This window comes from Actinomycetospora sp. ABD4_176 (genome assembly GCF_056311855.1).
In genome coordinates this window covers 641,236-657,984 of record NZ_CM149974.1, presented here as the reverse complement: position 1 = coordinate 657,984, position 16,749 = coordinate 641,236, and the positions used below count along the sequence as shown (strand labels likewise).

Genomic DNA, 16,749 nt, shown 5'->3' with positions numbered 1-16,749 from the left:
CCGGGGTCCCGGCGTTCACCGGCCCCCTCCCCGCCGGTCGGGGTGCGGCGCCGGGCGGGACGCGACCTCGGGCTCGGGCAGGCGCAGCGTGCGCGCCAGCCGACCCTGGCCGTGGGCGCGCAGCACCCGGGCGGCCTCGGGCTCGTGGCGCGCGAAGTTGGCCAGCAGGCCCCCGGAGAGCAGGGCGAGCGCCAGCGACGTGCCGCCCGAGGACACGAGCGGCAGCGGGATGCCGGTGACGGGCAGCAGGCCGACGACGTAGCCGACGTTGATGCAGGCCTGGGCCACCAGCCACACCGTCAGCGTCCCCGCGACCACGCGGATCCACGGGTCGACGCTGCGCGCGGCGATCCGCAGGCCCACGTAGGCCAGCGTGGCGAACAGGGCGATGACCGCGCCGGCGCCGACGAACCCGAGCTCCTCGCCGATGATCGCGAAGATGAAGTCGTTGTCGGCGTTGGGCAGGTAGTCCCACTTCGCGCGGCCCTGCCCGAGCCCGGCGCCGAACAGCCCGCCGTCGGCGAGCGAGTAGAGCGCCTGGCGGGCCTGGTAGGCCGGACCGAGGGGGTCGGCGGTCTCCGGGTTGAGGAACGCGGTGATGCGGCTCTGCCGGTAGGTGGCGACGACGCCGAGCACCACGGCGCCGACGACGCCGCTGGAGACGATGAACGCCATGAGCCCCAGCGGCGCGCACGCGAACCACAGCAGCGCGAACACGATGATCATCAACGACACCGTGGTGCCGAGGTCGGGCTGGAGGAGCACCAGGACGAGCACCAGCAGCGACACCGGCAGCAGCGGCATCAGCGCGGCCCGCCAGGTGCGCGGGTGCGGGCGGTGGCGCACGAGGACGTGGGCCCCCCAGAGCGCGAGCGCGATCTTCGTCAGCTCCGAGGGCTGTAGCGACAGCCCGGCCACCCGGAACCAGCTCCGCGACCCGTTGACCTCCGCCCCCAGGCCCGGCACGAGCACGAGCACGAGCAGGACGAGGCAGCCGGCGAGCAGCCACGGGCTGGCGGCGCGCAGCCGGCGCGGCGGCACCCGCAGGCCCAGCCAGAACAGGCCGAGACCGATGAGCGCGAAGACGGCCTGGCGGAAGAACACGCCGTACGACGAGCCGCCCGCCGCGTAGGCCGAGACCGCCGACGCCGAGAGCACCATGACCAGGCCCAGCGCGGTGAGCAGCCCGAACACCGCGAGCACCAGGTGCAGCGAGGTCAGCGGGCGCTCGAGCCACTGGTGCAGGGCGGTGCGGGCGGAGGCGAGGAGCCCGGGCCGCCCGCTCCGACCCGGCCCGCCCCGGCCCGACCCGCGCGCTCCGTGCGGGCCCCGCCGGGTCGGCGCGCTCACGCCGCGCCGCCGCCGGGGGTGCCGCCTGGCGTCCCGGGCGTGTCCGGCGGGCCGTCCGGGACCGTCGCCGCGCCGTGCGGGCCGACCCCGCCGGCGACGGCGCGCGCCGCGGCCGCGAAGGCGTCGCCGCGCGCGGCGTAGTCGCGGAACATGTCCATCGACGCCGCCGCGGGCGCGAGCAGCACGGTGTCGCCCGGCCGGGCCAGCTCCGCCGCGGCGCGCGCCGCCCGGAGCATGCCCTGGTCCCCGGTGTCGTCCATGCCGCCAACCATGTCGCCATCGTCGCCCCCGCCCACGTCCCGGACGGGGACATCCGGGGCGTGTCGCGCGAGCGCGGCGGCCACGAGGGCGCGGTCGCGGCCCAGCACCACCGCCCCGGCGAGCCGCCCGCGGTGCGCGACGACGACGTCGGCGACGTCCGCGCCCTTGAGCAGCCCGCCCGCGACCCACACGACGCGGTCGTGCGCGGCCAGCGACGCGGCGGCGGCGTGCGGGTTGGTGGCCTTCGAGTCGTCGACCCACCGGACCCCGCCGGACTCGGCGACCACGGCGCCGCGGTGGGCGCCCGGCGAGACGGCGCGCAGGCCCGCGGCGACGGCCTCCGACGGCACCCCGTGGGCGCGCGCGAGCGCGGCGGCGGCCAGCGCGTTCGCCTCGCCCGGTGGGCCGGGCGGGGCGATGTCGACGACGTCGGCGAGCCCGGCTCCGTGGCGCTCGACCTTCTCACCGGGGGCGATGCCGAAGGCGCGGTCGACGATCGTGCCGTCGACGATCCCGATCTCCCCCGGTCCGGGCCGTCCCCGGGTGAAGCCGACGTGGACCGGGGCCGGCGCGGCCAGCAGCAGCCCCGCCGCCGCGCGGTCGTCGATCCCCGCGACGGCGACCTCCCCGCGCAGCACCCGGGCCTTCGCGGCGGCGTAGGCGGCCATCGTCCCGTGCCAGTCGAGGTGGTCCTCGGCGAGGTTGAGCACCGCGCCGGCGTAGGGGCGCACCGACGGCGACCACTCCAGCTGGAAGCTCGAGAGCTCGACGGCCAGCACCCGGTGCCCGGCGCGCAGCGCGTCGACCACCGGCAGGCCGATGTTGCCGCAGGCGACGGTGTCCTCCCCCGCCGCGCGCAGGATCGCCTCGAGCATGAGCGTGGTCGTGGTCTTGCCGTTGGTGCCGGTGACCGCGAGCCAGCGCGGCGGGCCGTCGGGGCAGACGGCCGGGTCGTCGCCGAGCCACCACGCGAGCTCGGGCTCGCCGACCATCGGGACCCCGGCGCCGCGGGCCGCGAGCGCGAGCGGGGCGTCGGTGCGGAAGCCGGGGCTGGTGACGACAAGGTCGACACCGTCGGGCAGCGAGGTCAGGTCGCGGGTGCGCGCGACGTCCCGGTCGCCCAGCGCGTCGAGCTGGGCGGGGTCGCCGTCGCCGACGGTCACCCGGGCGCCGAGACCGAGCAGCACGTCGACCACCGAGACCCCGGTCCGGCGCGCCCCGGCGACGAGGACGTGGCGGTCGCGCCACTCAACCACCCGACGCCGCCAACCACTCGCTGTAGAACAGCCCGAGGCCCAGGGCGCAGCAGATCGCCGCGAGCAGCCAGAACCGGATGATCACCGTCGTCTCGGCCCAGCCGGCGAGCTCGAAGTGGTGGTGGAACGGGGCCATGCGGAACGGCCGCCGTCGCGTGGTCCGGAAGACCGCCACCTGGATGACCACCGACAGCGCCTCGACGACGAACACGCCGCCGAGCACGACCAGCAGCAGCTCGGTACGCGTGACCATGGCCAGCCCGGCGAACAGCCCGCCGAGCGCGAGCGAGCCCGTGTCGCCCATGAAGATGCGGGCGGGCGCGGCGTTCCACCACAGGAACCCGATGCACGCCCCCATGGCCGCGGCCGCCACGAGCGTGATGTCCAGGGGATCGCGCACCTGGTAGCAGCCCGCCTCGATCTGCACGCCGCAGGCGTTGCGGAACTGCCAGAACGACACGATGAGATAGGTCGCGAGCACCATCGCCGACGTCCCCGCCGCGAGGCCGTCCAGCCCGTCGGTGAGGTTCACGGCGTTCGAGGCGGCCGTGACGATGAGGTAGCAGAACAGCACGAAGCCGATCGACCCGAAGCCGACGACGGCGATGTCCCGGACGAACGAGAGGTTCGTGGAGACGGGTCGCAGGCCCTGTTCGTCGGGGAACTGCATCGCGAGCACGGCGAAGACCACGGCGCTGACGAACTGCCCGACGAGCTTGGCGGTCTTGTTCAGGCCGAGGTTGCGCTGCCGCCGGATCTTGATGAAGTCGTCGAGGAAGCCGACGACCCCCAGCGCCGTCATCAGCATCAGCACCAGCAGGGCCGACGCCGAGATCGCGACGTCGCCGACCAGGTGCGCGGCGAGGTAGCCGACCCAGACCGCGGTGAGGATCGCGACGCCGCCCATCGTCGGCGTCCCGCGCTTGCCGCGGTGGCTCTGCGGCCCCTCCTCGCGGATCTCCTGGCCGAACCCCTGGCGGATGAACAGCCGGATCACGTACGGGGTCAGGAGGATCGACACGGCCAGCGCGACCCCCGCCGCCACCAGCACGCCCCTCATGGAGCTCCTCCCCCGTCCGCGATCGGTACCGGCCCGGCGTCGGCGAGCACGTCGGCGAGCTTGTCGGCAACGCGCTCCAGTCCCGCCGACCGGGAGGCCTTGATGAGCACCACGTCACCCGGCGCCACGCCCGCGGCGACGAGCTCGGCGGCGGCCGCGGCGTCGGGAACGAGCTGCGAGTCGACGCCCGCCGAGGACGCCGCCTCGTGCAGCGGCCGCGCCCCGTCCCCGACCACCACCAGGCGCGCCACGCCGGTGCGGGCCACCTCGCGCCCGATCTCGGTGTGCGCGCGGGCCGTGTCGTCGCCGAGCTCGGCCATGGCGCCGAGCACCGCGGTGTGCCGTCCACCCATCGCGCCCAGGGTGGCCAGCGCGGCGCGCATCGACTCGGGGTTGGCGTTGTAGGCGTCGTTGAGCACCCGCACGCCGTCGGGGCGCTCGGTGAGCTCCATGCGCCAGCGCGAGCGCGGCGCGGCCGTGCCGAGGCGCTCGGCGACCGTCGCGACGTCCATGCCGGCCTCGATCGCGATCGCCGCGGCGGCGAGGGCGTTGTCGACGTGGTGGGCGCCGTGCAGGCCCAGGCGCACCGGTGCCTCGCCGACGGGCGTGACCAGGCGGAACGTCGCCCGCCCGGCGTCGTCGATCGCGACGTCGGCGGCCCGGACCGTGGCCTGCGGCGCGCGCCCGGTGTGCACGACGCGGGCCACGGTGCGCTCGCGCATCGCCGCCACGACCGGGTCGTCGGCGCCGAGGACGGCCACGCCGTCCGCCGGGAGCGCCTCGACCAGCTCGCCCTTGGCCTGGGCGATCGCCTCGCGGGAGCCGAACTCGCCGAGGTGCGCCGAGCCGACGTTGAGCACCGCGCCGATCCGCGGCGGCGCCACCCGGCACAGCGCCGCGACGTGCCCGCGGTTGCGGGCCGAGAGCTCGAGCACGAGGTGGCGGGTCGAGCGCGTGGCGCGCAGCGCGGTCCACGGGTGGCCGAGCTCGTTGTTGAACGACCCGGGCGGGGCGACGGTCTCGCCCAGCCCCTCGAGCAGGTGCGCGGTGAGGTCCTTGGTCGACGTCTTGCCCGACGAGCCGGTGATCCCGACGACGAGCAGCCCGCTGCCGGTCCGGGGGTCGGTGAGGACGTCGACGACGTGGCGCGCGAGCAGGGCCAGGGCGGCGAGCACCCCGGCGCCCGCGCCGCCGGCGTCCGCGGCGAGGACGTAGGAGCCGGACACCTCGTGCACCGACGGCACGATCACCGCCGGCGCGTCGACCTCGCGGGCCGCGAGCACGCCCTCGGCGCCGGCCGCCATCGCGGCATCGACGAAGTCGTGGCCGTCGACGCGCTCGCCGGGCAGGGCGACGAACAGGCCGCCCGCGGTGACCGCCCGGCTGTCGAACTCGACGGTGCCGGTGACGCGCTCGTCGCCGGTGGCGCGGTGCAGCCGCCCGCCGGTGGCGCGGGCGACGTCGGCGAGGGTCAGCTCGATCACGACGGACCACCGGCACGCAGCGCCCGGCCGAGCTCGTCCACGTCGGAGAACGGGAGCTTCTCGTCCCCCACCTGCTGCCCGGTCTCGTGCCCCTTGCCGGCGACGACCACGACGTCGCCCGGCCGCGCGGCCGCGACGGCGGCGCCGATGGCCGCGCGCCGGTCGCCGATCTCGTCGACGGCGGCGTCGGCGACCTCGCGGGCGCCCTCGAGCACCGCGGCGCGGATCGCGGCCGGATCCTCGGTGCGCGGGTTGTCGTCGGTGACCCACAGGTGGTCCGAGAGCTGGGCGGCGAGCCGGCCCATCACGGGACGCTTGGCGCGGTCGCGGTCGCCGCCGCAGCCCAGCACCGTGAGCACCCGGCCCTCGGTCTGCGCCCGCAGCGTCTCGAGCAGCGCGGCGACGGCGGCGGGCTTGTGCGCGTAGTCGACGACGGCGAGGAACGGCTGGCCCGCCTCGACCCGCTGCATCCGGCCCGGCACGCGGACCTCCGCGAGGCCCCGGACGAGGACCTCCGGGTCGTGGCCGGCGGCGCGCCCGCAGGCCAGCGCGAGCAGGGCGTTGGTGACGTTGAAGGCGCCGGGCAGGCGCAGCGTCACCGGCAGCTCGAGGCCGTCGGGGCCGTGGACCGTGAAGCGCTGGGTGCCGTCGCGCAGGGCGACGACGTCCTCGGCGCGCCAGTCGGCGTCGGGCGCGCCGACGGTCACCGTGTGCTCGCGCACCAGCCGGCGGCCCCACGGCGAGTCGACGCAGACCACCTCGGCCGCCGCGCGCCCGTCGAAGAGCGTCGCCTTCGCGGCGAAGTAGTCCTCCATGTCGGCGTGGAAGTCGAGGTGCTCGGCCGAGAGGTTGGTGAACGCCCCGACCGCGAACCGCGTGCCCGCGACCCGGCCCAGCGCGAGGGCGTGGCTGGAGACCTCCATGGCCACGTGCGTCGCGCCGTCGTCGGCCATCCGGGCGAGCAGGGCCTGCAGATCGGGCGCCTCGGGCGTGGTGAACCCGCTGGGCAGGCGCCGCCCCGCGAGGCGGGTCTCGACGGTACCGATGAGCCCGGTGCGGGCGCCGGCCGCCGCGAGCGCGGCCTCGAGCAGGTACACGGTCGTCGTCTTGCCGCTGGTCCCGGTCACGCCGAGCACGTCGAGGCGCGTCGAGGGGTCGCCGTAGATGCGGGCCGACGCCGGGCCGAGGGCACCGCGCGGGTCGGCGTGGACGAGCACGGGGACGCCGGCGGCACGCAGGGCCGGGCGGGCGGCCCCGTCGACGTCGGTGAGGACCGCGGCGGCACCCTGCTCGAGGGCCTGTGCGGCGTAGTCGGCGCCGTGCGCGCGGGACCCGGGCAGGGCCGCGAACAGGTCGCCCGGGCGCACCTCGTGGGCCCGCAGCGTCGCGCCGGTGACGCGCACGCCGGCCTCGCCGACGATCTCCACCGGGGCCTGCCCGGGCAGCGCCTCGGCGATGCGCCCCGCCACCTCGGTGATCACCACGGGGACCGTCCGCGCGGGCCGCAAGGGGCCGCGGTCGTCGTCTCCGGAGCCGCCGTCGGCGGCCCGCCCCCGGACGGGTCCGGCGGCGTCGTCGGTGGTCCTCGGTGGTGCGGCGGGCACGAGCGCGAAGGCTACTCACCGTCCCCGCGACGCCCGCGCAGCCCCTGTGGCCTGCGATGCCGGTGTTGCCTTCTCGTCAGGGCAGCGTGAGGGGGACGACGCGGGGCGGCGCGGTCGACACCGGCACGGCCCCGTGCTGGGCGAGGTAGGCGCCGATGTCGTGGAACAGCGGGGCGGCGGAGTCGCCGCCCGGCGGCCGGTCGAGCATGAGCGCGACGACGTAGCGGGGGTCCTGCGCCGGGAACATGCCGGCGAAGGTGATCCAGTAGTTCGACTGCGAGTAGCAGCCGCAGCCCGGGTCGACCTGCTGGGCGGTGCCCGTCTTGCCCGCGACCGGGTAGCCGGGGATCGCGGCCTGCGGTCCGGTGCCGCGGTCGCCGCCACGACCGTCCTGGATCACCGACTGCAGCATGTCCCGCATCGTCCGGGCGGTCTCCGGGCTCATCGCCCGGACGGCCTCGGGCACCTCGGACGGGATGCGGACCCCGTCGGCGCCGACCTCGGCCTCGACCAGCCGCGGCGGCACGCGCACGCCGTCGTTGGCCACCGCCTGGTACATGCTCGCCATCTGCAGCGTCGTCATCGACAGGCCCTGGCCGATCGGCAGGTTGCCGAACGTCGAGCCCGACCAGTCCTCCCGCGCCGGCACCGAGCCCGAGCTCTCGCCGGGCAGCTCGATGCCGGTGCGGGTGCCGACGCCGAGCGCCCGCAGCATGTCCGCGAACCGGTCGGGGCCGACGCGCTGCGCGGTCATGAGGGTGCCGACGTTCGACGAGCGCCCGAGCACCCCGTTCAGCGTCATGTTGATCGTGCCGTGCGACCAGGCGTCGCCGATGGTGCGGTCGGCGACGCGGATGCTGCCCGGCACCGCGAGGACGTCCTCGGGGCGCGCCACGCCCGCCTCGACGGCCGCGGCCATCGTCACCAGCTTGTTGACCGACCCCGGCTCGAACGGGCTCGTCACCGACGGGTTGGACAGCTGCGCGCCGGGGGCACCGGGCGCGGCCGGGTTGAACCCGCCCGAGTTGGCCATGGAGAGGACCTGGCCGGTGTGGGCGTCGAGGACCACGGCGCTGCCGCTGCGGGCCCCGACGCGTGCGGTGTAGTCGCGCAGCCGCTGCTCGACGGCGTACTGCAGGTCGGTGTCGAGGGTGAGGACGACGTCGCGGCCCGCCTGCGCCGGCTGCTCGGCGCGCGTGGTGCCGGGGATGACGGCGTCGCTGCCCTCGGCGGTGTCGACGACGCGGAAGCCGTCGGTGCCGGCGAGGGTGGTGTCGAGCGCGCTCTCGAGGCCGATGGAGCCGCGGATCTTCTGGCGGTCCATGTTCCACGACGCGCTGCCGACGACGGTCGCCGCGACGTCGCCGGCCGGGTACTGGCGGGACTCGCGGTCCTCCTCGGCGATCTCCGGGAACGCCTCGCGGACCTGGCGCGCCGCCCCCGGGTCGACCAGCGGGGCGAGCACGACGTAGCTGCGGTCCGAGGTGAGCGACGCGAAGATCGGGCCGGGGTCGAGGCCCAGGATGCGGCCTATCCCGACGGCGATGGCCGACTTGCGCTGGTCCGGTGTCGGCGAGCCCGGCCGGGAGCGGATGGCCGGGTCGTTCCAGTCCTGGGTGATCCGGCGCGGGTTGGCGACGAGCGCCTTGGCCTCGACGCTGAACGCCAGCGGGGTGCCGTAGCGGTCCAGGATCGCGCCGCGCTCGGCGGGCACGGTCAGGCGCGTGGTGCGCTGCTGGGCCGCATCGGCGGACAGCTCCCCCGCCCGCAGGCCCTGGACCTCGACCAGCTTGAGCGTGCACAGCAACAGGACGGACACGAGGAGCACGCGGCCGACCCGCAGGCGCCGGCGCGGGTCCGGCGGGCGGGACGCCGGGCGACGGGCCGGACGGCGCGGCGGGGGCGGCGGCGGGGCCGGACGACGGCCGCTCGGAGCCCGGCCGCGGGGAGCGCGCGCCGGCGGGCGGCTCAGCATCGCCGAGCTCCGCGCCATCAGCGGCCGGCCTCGGTGACCGCGGCGTCGTCCTGCGGGGTCCCGCCGTCCGCACCCTGCTGCGGCTGCGACTGCTCCGGCTGCGACTGCTCCGGGCCGCTCGGCACCGCCACGAGCCGGTCCTCGGCGGCCGCGGCACCCGCGGGCGCCGGCGCCTGCTGGCCGTCGCTGGCGGCCTGGGCGCCGGTGGTGCCGGCCGTGCCCGCCGCCGGCGGGGCCGGCGGGGCGGGGAGGGGCGCGGGCGGCGCGATCGCCTCGGCGGGCCGGGCGTCGCCGATCACCTGGGACGTCCCGTCGGGCGCCACGAGGAGGACCGCCGGCTCCCCGGCCGGCACCATCCCCTGCGCGCGGGCGGCGGCGGCGAGCGCGGGCGCCGACTGGGCGGCCTCGACGTCGCGGTGCAGGCGCTCGGACTGCTCCGAGAGGTCGCGCGCCACCTGGCGGGCCTCGTCGAGGCGGTAGGAGTCGGCCGCCGCGGCCGTGGAGAGCCACAGCGTCGCCACGAGGCCGCCGGTGAGCAGCACCATGATCAGGAGCACGAACGGCGCGGTGCCCGACGCCGCGGGCGGCGCCGCCGTCGTGCCGCCCGGGCGCGGCGCGCTCGGGCGCGGGGTGCTCGGACGCGGGGTGCTCGCCGCCGGCCGCCGGGCCGGGGCGTCGGGCCGGGGGGTGGTGCGGGTGCCCGTCCCGGTGCGGGGCTCCGACAGGGTCGCCGTGCTCATGCTGCCCTCCGCACCGTCGTCGCGGCGGTCCCGTGCTGGGTCATGCCGCCTCCCGCACTCGCTCCGCGGCCCGGAGCCGCACCGACGCCGCTCGTGGGTTGGCGGCGATCTCGTCGTCGTCGGCCTTCTCGGCGCCCCGGGTGAGCAGGCGCAGCTCGGGCTCGTCCTCGGGGCGCACGACCGGCATGTCCGGCGGCGCCTTCGAGCGGCTGTGCTCGGCGAGCACGCGCTTGACGATCCGGTCCTCGAGGGACTGGTAGGACATGACGACCACCCGGCCGCCCACCGCGAGCGCGCGCACCGCCGCCGGGACGGCCGCAGCCACGGCGTCGAGCTCGCCGTTGACCTCCACCCGCAGCGCCTGGAACGTGCGCTTCGCGGGGTGGCCCCCCGTGCGCCGCGCGGCGGCCGGGATCGCGTCCTCGAGGAGGGCGACGAGCTCCGCGCTGGTGCGCAACGGAGCCCGCCGCCGGGCACGCACGACGGCCTCGACGATGCGTCGGGCCGATCGCTCCTCGCCGTAGTCGTGGAGCACCCGGATCAGGTCGCCGGGCGCGTAGGTGTTGAGGACGTCGGCGGCCGTCGGCCCCGTCGAGGGGTCCATCCGCATGTCCAGCGGCGCGTCGCGGGCGTACGAGAACCCGCGCTGGTCCTCGTCCAGCTGCATGGAGGAGACGCCGAGGTCGAACAGGACGCCCTGGACCGTGTCGTACCCGAGGTCGTCGAGCACGTCGGGCAGCGCGTCGAAGACGGCGTGCACGAAATGGGTCCGGTCGGCGTAGGGCGCGAGACGTTCGGAGGCAAGTCGCAGCGCCGACTCGTCCCTATCAACACCCACAAGAGTGAGTCTCGAGTGCTGAGAAAGGAGCGCGGCGGAGTGGCCGGCAGCCCCCAGGGTGGCGTCGACGAGCACGGCGTCGCGGTCGGCGAGGGCCGGCTCGAACAGCGCGACGATGCGGTCGAGCAGCACCGGGACGTGCCGCCGGCCGTCGGCGCCGCGCGCCTCCGGCCCCGCCCCGTGCTCGTCCACCGACGCCTCCACCACCGACTCGTCGACCGGGCCGGGCGGCCCGCCGTGTGCCCGGACCGCGAACCGGTCGCGGTCCGGGTCCTCCAGGGTCCGGTGCCGTCACGTCCCGGCCCGCAGATCGACGGACCTGGCGCCGGGGAAGGTGCGCCAGGGCCGTCGCCCTGCGGACCGAGGCCTCACGGCATCGGACCGTGCGCCCCGTGGGGGCGCCGCCTGTTCGCTTGTCGTCGGTGCGGTCGGTGTCGTCTGGGGGTCAGAAGACGCCGGGCAGCACTTCCTGCTGGGCCTGCGCGTAGTCGTCCTCGTGGGCGTCCTGGTACTGCTGCCACCGGGCGCTGTCCCAGATCTCGAGGCGGCTGACCGCCCCGATGACCGTGCACTCGCGGTCCAGCCCGGCGTAGCGACGCAGTTCGGCCGCGATCGGGATGCGACCCTGGGAGTCGGGGCGCTGCTCGTCGGTGCCGGCGAACAGGTAGCGCTGGTACGCGCGCACCCGCTCGTCGGTGAACGGCGCCTCGGCCACCTTGCGGGCCATCTGCTCGAACTCGTCGCGGGGGAACACGTAGAGGCAGTGGTCCTGGCCCTTGGTGATCATCAACCCCCCTGCGAGCTCGTCCCGGAACTTCGCGGGCAGCGTCAACCTGCCCTTGTCGTCCAATCGCGGGGTGTGGGTGCCGAGGAACACGGCTCCACCTCCCCGGTGGAGCCCCGATCGCCCCACTGCTCACCACCATACCCCACCTTGCCCCACAGCCAAACCATCCCGCGGGTGTGGTGCCCCCCGTTCGAGGGAGTCGTGCCTGGTCAGCACCGGTGGGGCGCGGTGGGGGGAGCTCGCCCGACCATGACCTGCGAGGGGCGCCCGGGGCTCGTCGACACGCCGTTTCCTCGGCTCCCGGGCCGTTCGGGGGGTCTCGAGCGGCGTGCGACGGGCGGCCGGGGGCCCCGTGGGGCGAGGTGGGGCGACCCGTGGGGCGAGGTGGGGCGACCCGTGGGGCGAGGTGGGGCGACCCGTGGGGCGAGGTGGGCCGCCCGGAAGATCAGCGGGCGGAAAGGCACCTCGCGAGGGGCCCCAGGGGTGCTTCTCGGCCTGCTGATCTCGTCCGGCGCGCGCTGAAGCCCGGCCGGTGGGGCGGGGTGGGGCGCGCGCCGGAGTCCGCCCGGGCACGCACGCGCGCGCCAGAAGACCTGCGAACGACGACGCGCCGCCGACCCGGAGGTCGGCGGCGCGTCGGGTGCGTCGGTGGTGCGGGAGCTACTCCTGCTCGAAGCGGCGGCGGAAACGCTCCTCCATGCGGGAGGTGAAGCGGCTGCGCTCCTTCTCCGAGGCGCCGGCGGCGGGGGCCTCGCCCTCGGCGGCGGCCTCCTTCTTCCGGGCGCCGAACGAGGTGATCGCGAGGACGGCACCGCCGAACATCGCGAGGAAGCCGACCACGCTGACGGCGATGCCGATCGTGGACGAACTGAAGACGACGCCGAGCACCAGCATCACGACGCCGACCACGAAGAGCGCGACGCCCTGGATGCGCCGGCGACGCGACGGGCGTCGGAGCTTGCCTCCCCGAACCGTGGACGCGAACTTCGGGTCCTCGTCGTAGAGAGCGCGCTCGATCTGCTCGAGCAGACGCTGCTCGTGCTCGGAGAGCGGCATGATTCTCCTCCGGCACTGAAGGGAGTTCGCCCGACCCGTGGGGGTCCGGCGGGCATCGTCCTGATGACCTGTGCACCATCGTACGAGTCCGCCGTCGTCCCCACTACCCGGACCGGCGTGTTGCCGTCTCGATCATCCGTTCGGCTCCGGCGGGGATACCACTCGGCCCGCGCCCGGATGCTGTCGGTGACGACCACGGGCCGGATCTCCGGCCTCGGACGGTGATCGCGCGCGCTGCGGGTCGGGGTCGCCGAGCAGGCTCGCCGGGCGGACGGCCGCGACGCCGAAGCGGGAACGCGCCTGGTCAGCGGCACGCTCGGCGTCGGACCACCCGTGCTCGGGCTCGCCGAGGACGATCTGCTCGGGCGCGCGGTCGGCGTCGACGAGCCCTTCGCCGCGCACACCGAGCAGCCGGACCGGCGGCACCTCCCCCAGCGCGTCGTGGAGCTCGACCGCGACGGCGTGGAGATCGCGAGCGAGGTCCGTCGGCGCCGGGAGCGTCCGTGCGCGTGTGATCGTCGTGAAGTCGTCGAAGCGGACCTTGAGCGCGACCGTCCGCGCGCGCACGCCGCGCTGCCGCAGCATCCGCGCGGTGCGGTCGGCGAGGCGCAGCAGCTCGCGACGGCGGAGGGCCGGGTCGACGAGGTCGCGGTCGAACGTCTCCTCGGCGCCGGCGGACTTCTCGCGGCCGTGCGGGTCGACCCGGCGCTCGTCGATCCCGTGCGCGAGCGCGAGCAGGTGCGCGGCGTGCGCCTCCCCCACCGCGCGGCGCAGCGTCGACCGACCGGCGGCCGCGACGTCGGCGACGGTGCCGATGCCGTGGCGTGCCAGCACCTCCTCGGTCTTCGCGCCGACGCCCCACAGCGCCCCCACCGGCAGCGGGTCGAGGAACGCGCGGACGCCGTCGGCCGGCACGAGGTGCACGCCGTCGGGCTTCGCGACCCGCGACGCCAGCTTGGCGACGAACATCGTCGACGCGACTCCTACCGAGCACGTGATCCCCTGCGACGCCGCCACCTCCTCGCGGATCGCGGCCGCGACGCCGAGCGGGGTGGTGCCGAGCCGGCGCAGCGCACCCGCCACGTCGAGGAACGCCTCGTCGAGGCTCAGCGGCTGCACCAGCGGCGTCACCGACCGGAACACCGCCATGACCGCGCGGGAGACCTCGGCGTAGGTGGTGAAGTCGGGGCGCAGGAAGACCGCCTGCGGGCAGAGCCGGTGGGCGCGCGCCGACGGCATGGCCGAGCGGACCCCGAACGCGCGCGCCTCGTAGCTGGCCGAGAGCACCACGCCCCGCTCGGGCCCGCCCCCGACGACCACCGGGCGGCCCCGCAGCTCGGGCCGCGAGCGGATCTCCACCGCGGCGTAGAAGGCGTCCATGTCGACGTGCAGGACGCCGCAGCCGGCGTCGCGCCCCTCGGGCGGAGGGGTCGGGCGGGTGGCGCTCAGCCCGGCCGCCGGGCGAGGACGTGCAGCTTCGAGGCCATGTCGCGCAGCGGCGGCGTGCCGGCGGCGATGTCCTCGAGCTCGGCGAGCGGGTCGGACGACGTGCCGGGCTCCAGGACGCCGTCGGGCACGAGGTCGGCGAGCACCCGGTGGCCCTGCACCCGCTCGACCCCGAGCTGCCCGCCGGCCTCGACCAGGGTGCGGATCTCCTCGACGTCCATGCGCCGGCGCAGCGGGTCGCTCTCGCCCCAGCGCCCGTGGGGGTCGACGAGCACCTGGCGCGCCTCGGTGAGCCGGCCCGCGACCACCCGGGAGAGCACCGCCGCGAACCGGCCCGCGACCAGCAGCGACACCGCCCCACCGGGAGCGGCCGCGCCCGCCATCGCCCGGCAGGCCTCCGCGGGGTCGTCCACGTACTCGAGCAGGCCGTGACCGAGCACCAGGTCGGCCTCGGTGTCGCCGACGGCGTCGGCCAGCGCGTCGACGTCGCCCTGGACCGCCCGCACCCCGGCCGCCACGCCGGACTCGCGCGCGCGGCTGCGCAGCACCGCCAGGGCGTTGGCACTCGAGTCGACGACGGTGACCTCGCAGCCGTCCGCGGCCAGGGGCACCGCCCAGGTGCCGCTCCCTCCGCCGACGTCCAGCACCCGGGGAGCCGCGCCCCCGCGCCGCGCCCGGGCGGCGGTGAGCTCGACCCGCAGGGTGCGCGCGACGACGTCGATCGGGGCGAACGACGCGGCTCGGGTCACCGAGACACCGTAGAACGTGTGACGGACGCACGGGCCACCAGTGTCGTCGGGCCGGTAGGTTCCCCCCGTGCACGTCACGGCGGTGCTGAGCCTCAAGGGCGGTGTCGGCAAGACGACGGTCGTCCTGGGGCTGGCCGGGTCGGCCCTGCGCGCCGGGCTGCGCACGCTCGTCGTCGACCTCGACCCGCAGGGCAACGCGACCACGGCACTCGAGCCCGAGGCGACCGAGACGACGATCGCGCAGGCGATGGAGCGCCCGTCGGCGGCGCTGCTGGCCTCGTCGATCGCGCCGAGCGCCTGGGGCGAGGACGTCCACGTGCTCGTCGGCTCCGAGGACATCGAGCGCCACAACCACCCCGACCCCGGTTCGCAACGCCTCGGGCGACTCGCCCACCTGCTCGCCGCCCTGCCCCGCGACGGCCACGACGACACCGACCTCGGCCTCGCGGGCTACGACCTCGTGCTCATCGACTGCCCGCCCTCGCTGGGTCAGCTGACCCGCTCGGCGCTCGTGGCCGTCGACCGCGCGGTGCTCGTCACCGAGCCGACGATCTTCGCCGTCTCCGGCGTCCAGCGCGCCTTCGAGGCCGTCCAGGCCGAGCGGGAGCACAACCCGGACCTCCAGCCGCTGGGCGTGCTGGTCAACAAGTACCGGTCGCGCTCGTCGGAGCACGAGTTCCGGGTCGCCGAGCTGCGCGAGCTCTTCGGCCCGCTCGTGCTCTCCAGCGCGCTGCCCGACCGCAGCGCGGTGCAGCAGGCCCAGGGCGCCGGGGTGCCGATCCAGCGGTGGGACACCCCGGGCGCCCGGGAGATCGCGAGCCAGTTCGACTCGCTGCTCGGCCGCATCGTCCGCTCGCGCTCGGGCCGCTCGCAGCGCGCCCGGGCGCGCCAGGGGCCGGACGCCTAGAGCACGCCGGGCTCAGCGCCCCCGGCCCGCCACCGTGCGGGTGACGAGGGCGAGGAACAGGTCGGCCTGGCGCACCATGTCGTCGGCGTCGCGCTGGGAGACCCGCCCCCGCACGCCGGCCTCGATGGCCGAGCGCGTGGCCGAATGGGCCGCGAAGAACGCCGCCCACTCCCCGTACTCGGGCGCGACGGACGCGAGCAGCGTCCAGGCGTCGGTGGGCCGGGACGACCGCTTCGCCCGCGCCCGCAGCGCGAGCACCGCCGCCGCGGCCCGCAGCGCCCCGAGGTGCGCGGAGCGGAAACGCTCGGCCGGGTCGTCCTCGGCCTGGGCGGCCCGCAGCTCGTCCCGGGCGGCCCCGAGCAGCTGCACCACGGTGCGCGAGGGCGGCGGCGAGGGCGGAGGAGGAGGCGCGGACCGGGCCGTGGCGCCGCGCGCCGGCACGTCGTACGCCCCCTGATCCGGGACGGGCGGGGCGGTGTCACCGGGCGGGGCGGGGTCGGCGGGCGGGGCGGAGTCGGCGGGCGGGGCGGAGCCGGCGGGCGTGGTGTCGAACAGTCCGGGCATGGCGAGGGCGCTGGTCACGGTGGTCCTCCTCCGGGCAGGAGCGGGCAGGAGCGGGCAGGGGTCACGCGCCGGCCCAGCGCAGGTCCCACACGCCGGGGCCGGAGCGCATGCGCAGGACGAACTCGCCGGGCGGCAGGTGCGGCTCGTCCGACCGGCAGGCGAGCACCCGCCAGCACCGGCACCGGTCCCCCCCGACCGGCATGGCCGAGAGGAACGGCCACCGGGACTCCTCGATCCAGCGTTCCTGCACCTCGGTGACCAGGTAGTGGCTGTCGCGCCGGTTGGGGCGACGATGGAACTCGACGGGGTCACCGTCCGCGCAGCGGACCTGGACCGGCGAGGGACTGCGAACCACGATGCGTCCTCCACGGCGGCTCGTGCTCGTCGGCCCGTGGCTCGGGCCGAGCGGGGTGCCTGCCACCGTGGGGAGCCGGCGGCACTCCCGGACGGCGGGGCGCTTCCCCCGCCCCACCGCCCGAGCGATCGAACATGTGTTCGATGCGGACCAGTGAACCCGTTCGACCCGACGCCGTCAAGTCGCCCCGACGGGGCCCTCGGCCCCCTCGACCGGCGCCCCTCCCACCCCCACCGGTCGACGGACGGGTGGCCCCGGGGCACTGACGTGGTGAGATGGCGGTGTGCCCCACCCCGCCGCCTCCGCAGGCCCGGGGG

Annotated in this window: 15 protein-coding genes; 1 reads left to right on the top strand and 14 read right to left on the bottom strand. The window is 76.5% G+C overall.

Annotation, left to right across the window (positions count from 1 at the left end; all coding sequences use genetic code 11):
* Positions 1-15 precede the first annotated feature (15 nt).
* The 12 genes from ftsW to ACYX4T_RS03165 form a co-directional block, all read right to left on the bottom strand.
* On the bottom strand, positions 16-1,350 hold the full coding sequence (gene ftsW / locus ACYX4T_RS03220) for a putative lipid II flippase FtsW (RefSeq protein WP_476013138.1): 1,335 nt from the start codon (positions 1,348-1,350) through the stop codon (positions 16-18).
* A complete protein-coding gene (murD, locus tag ACYX4T_RS03215) occupies positions 1,347-2,867 on the bottom strand; it encodes a UDP-N-acetylmuramoyl-L-alanine--D-glutamate ligase (protein WP_476013137.1) in 1,521 nt (506 codons plus the stop codon). Before murD ends, ftsW begins: the two co-directional genes overlap by 4 nt.
* The gene (gene mraY, locus ACYX4T_RS03210; protein ID WP_476013136.1) at positions 2,860-3,927 is read right to left on the bottom strand and encodes a phospho-N-acetylmuramoyl-pentapeptide-transferase; all 1,068 of its coding nucleotides are present in this window, start codon (positions 3,925-3,927) and stop codon (positions 2,860-2,862) included. Before mraY ends, murD begins: the two co-directional genes overlap by 8 nt.
* The gene (locus ACYX4T_RS03205) at positions 3,924-5,411 is read right to left on the bottom strand and encodes a UDP-N-acetylmuramoyl-tripeptide--D-alanyl-D-alanine ligase (protein ID WP_476013135.1); all 1,488 of its coding nucleotides are present in this window, start codon (positions 5,409-5,411) and stop codon (positions 3,924-3,926) included. The genes mraY and ACYX4T_RS03205 overlap by 4 nt, the downstream gene beginning before the upstream one ends.
* On the bottom strand, positions 5,408-6,868 hold the full coding sequence (locus ACYX4T_RS03200) for a UDP-N-acetylmuramoyl-L-alanyl-D-glutamate--2,6-diaminopimelate ligase (RefSeq protein ID WP_476015173.1): 1,461 nt from the start codon (positions 6,866-6,868) through the stop codon (positions 5,408-5,410). Before ACYX4T_RS03200 ends, ACYX4T_RS03205 begins: the two co-directional genes overlap by 4 nt.
* Positions 6,869-7,091: 223 nt before the next feature.
* On the bottom strand, positions 7,092-8,843 hold the full coding sequence (locus ACYX4T_RS03195; RefSeq protein WP_476013134.1) for a peptidoglycan D,D-transpeptidase FtsI family protein: 1,752 nt from the start codon (positions 8,841-8,843) through the stop codon (positions 7,092-7,094).
* A 164-nt stretch (positions 8,844-9,007) separates the two neighbouring features.
* Complete coding sequence (gene ftsL, locus ACYX4T_RS03190) at positions 9,008-9,730, bottom strand: cell division protein FtsL (protein WP_476013133.1); 723 nt, start codon at positions 9,728-9,730, stop codon at positions 9,008-9,010.
* Positions 9,731-9,770: 40 nt separating this feature from the next.
* The gene (gene rsmH / locus ACYX4T_RS03185; protein WP_476013132.1) at positions 9,771-10,760 is read right to left on the bottom strand and encodes a 16S rRNA (cytosine(1402)-N(4))-methyltransferase RsmH; all 990 of its coding nucleotides are present in this window, start codon (positions 10,758-10,760) and stop codon (positions 9,771-9,773) included.
* Between the two features lie 253 nt (positions 10,761-11,013).
* Positions 11,014-11,445 (bottom strand): division/cell wall cluster transcriptional repressor MraZ, encoded by a 432-nt coding sequence (gene mraZ / locus ACYX4T_RS03180; protein WP_476013131.1) that lies wholly within the window; start codon positions 11,443-11,445, stop codon positions 11,014-11,016.
* A 570-nt stretch (positions 11,446-12,015) separates the two neighbouring features.
* A complete protein-coding gene (locus ACYX4T_RS03175) occupies positions 12,016-12,411 on the bottom strand; it encodes a DUF3040 domain-containing protein (protein ID WP_476013130.1) in 396 nt (131 codons plus the stop codon).
* A gap of 132 nt (positions 12,412-12,543) precedes the next feature.
* Positions 12,544-13,860, bottom strand: coding sequence for a DNA polymerase IV (gene dinB / locus ACYX4T_RS03170; protein WP_476015172.1), 1,317 nt, complete (start codon positions 13,858-13,860; stop codon positions 12,544-12,546).
* On the bottom strand, positions 13,857-14,606 hold the full coding sequence (locus ACYX4T_RS03165) for a class I SAM-dependent methyltransferase (protein WP_476013129.1): 750 nt from the start codon (positions 14,604-14,606) through the stop codon (positions 13,857-13,859). Before ACYX4T_RS03165 ends, dinB begins: the two co-directional genes overlap by 4 nt.
* Positions 14,607-14,673: 67 nt before the next feature.
* Here ACYX4T_RS03165 and ACYX4T_RS03160 point away from each other — a divergent pair, with 67 nt between their 5' ends.
* Positions 14,674-15,513, top strand: coding sequence for a ParA family protein (locus ACYX4T_RS03160; RefSeq protein ID WP_476013128.1), 840 nt, complete (start codon positions 14,674-14,676; stop codon positions 15,511-15,513).
* Between the two features lie 12 nt (positions 15,514-15,525).
* Here ACYX4T_RS03160 and ACYX4T_RS03155 read toward each other — a convergent pair whose 3' ends face one another.
* Together ACYX4T_RS03155 and ACYX4T_RS03150 are read right to left on the bottom strand one after the other, a co-directional pair.
* The gene (locus tag ACYX4T_RS03155; protein WP_476013127.1) at positions 15,526-16,095 is read right to left on the bottom strand and encodes an SAV_6107 family HEPN domain-containing protein; all 570 of its coding nucleotides are present in this window, start codon (positions 16,093-16,095) and stop codon (positions 15,526-15,528) included.
* A gap of 43 nt (positions 16,096-16,138) precedes the next feature.
* Positions 16,139-16,432 carry a hypothetical protein gene (locus ACYX4T_RS03150; RefSeq protein ID WP_476013126.1) on the bottom strand — a complete coding sequence of 98 codons (294 nt, stop codon included), beginning with the start codon at positions 16,430-16,432 and terminating at the stop codon, positions 16,139-16,141.
* Positions 16,433-16,749: the final 317 nt, after the last annotated feature.

What these genes read in the sequence shown, in the direction of transcription:
- mraY (WP_476013136.1), bottom strand. Translation starts at nt 3,927, where the DNA reads ATGAGGGGCGTGCTGGTGGCGGCGGGGGTCGCGCTGGCCGTGTCGATC.
- ftsL (WP_476013133.1), bottom strand. Translation starts at nt 9,730, where the DNA reads ATGAGCACGGCGACCCTGTCGGAGCCCCGCACCGGGACGGGCACCCGC.
- ACYX4T_RS03175 (WP_476013130.1), bottom strand. Translation starts at nt 12,411, where the DNA reads ATGCCGCTCTCCGAGCACGAGCAGCGTCTGCTCGAGCAGATCGAGCGC.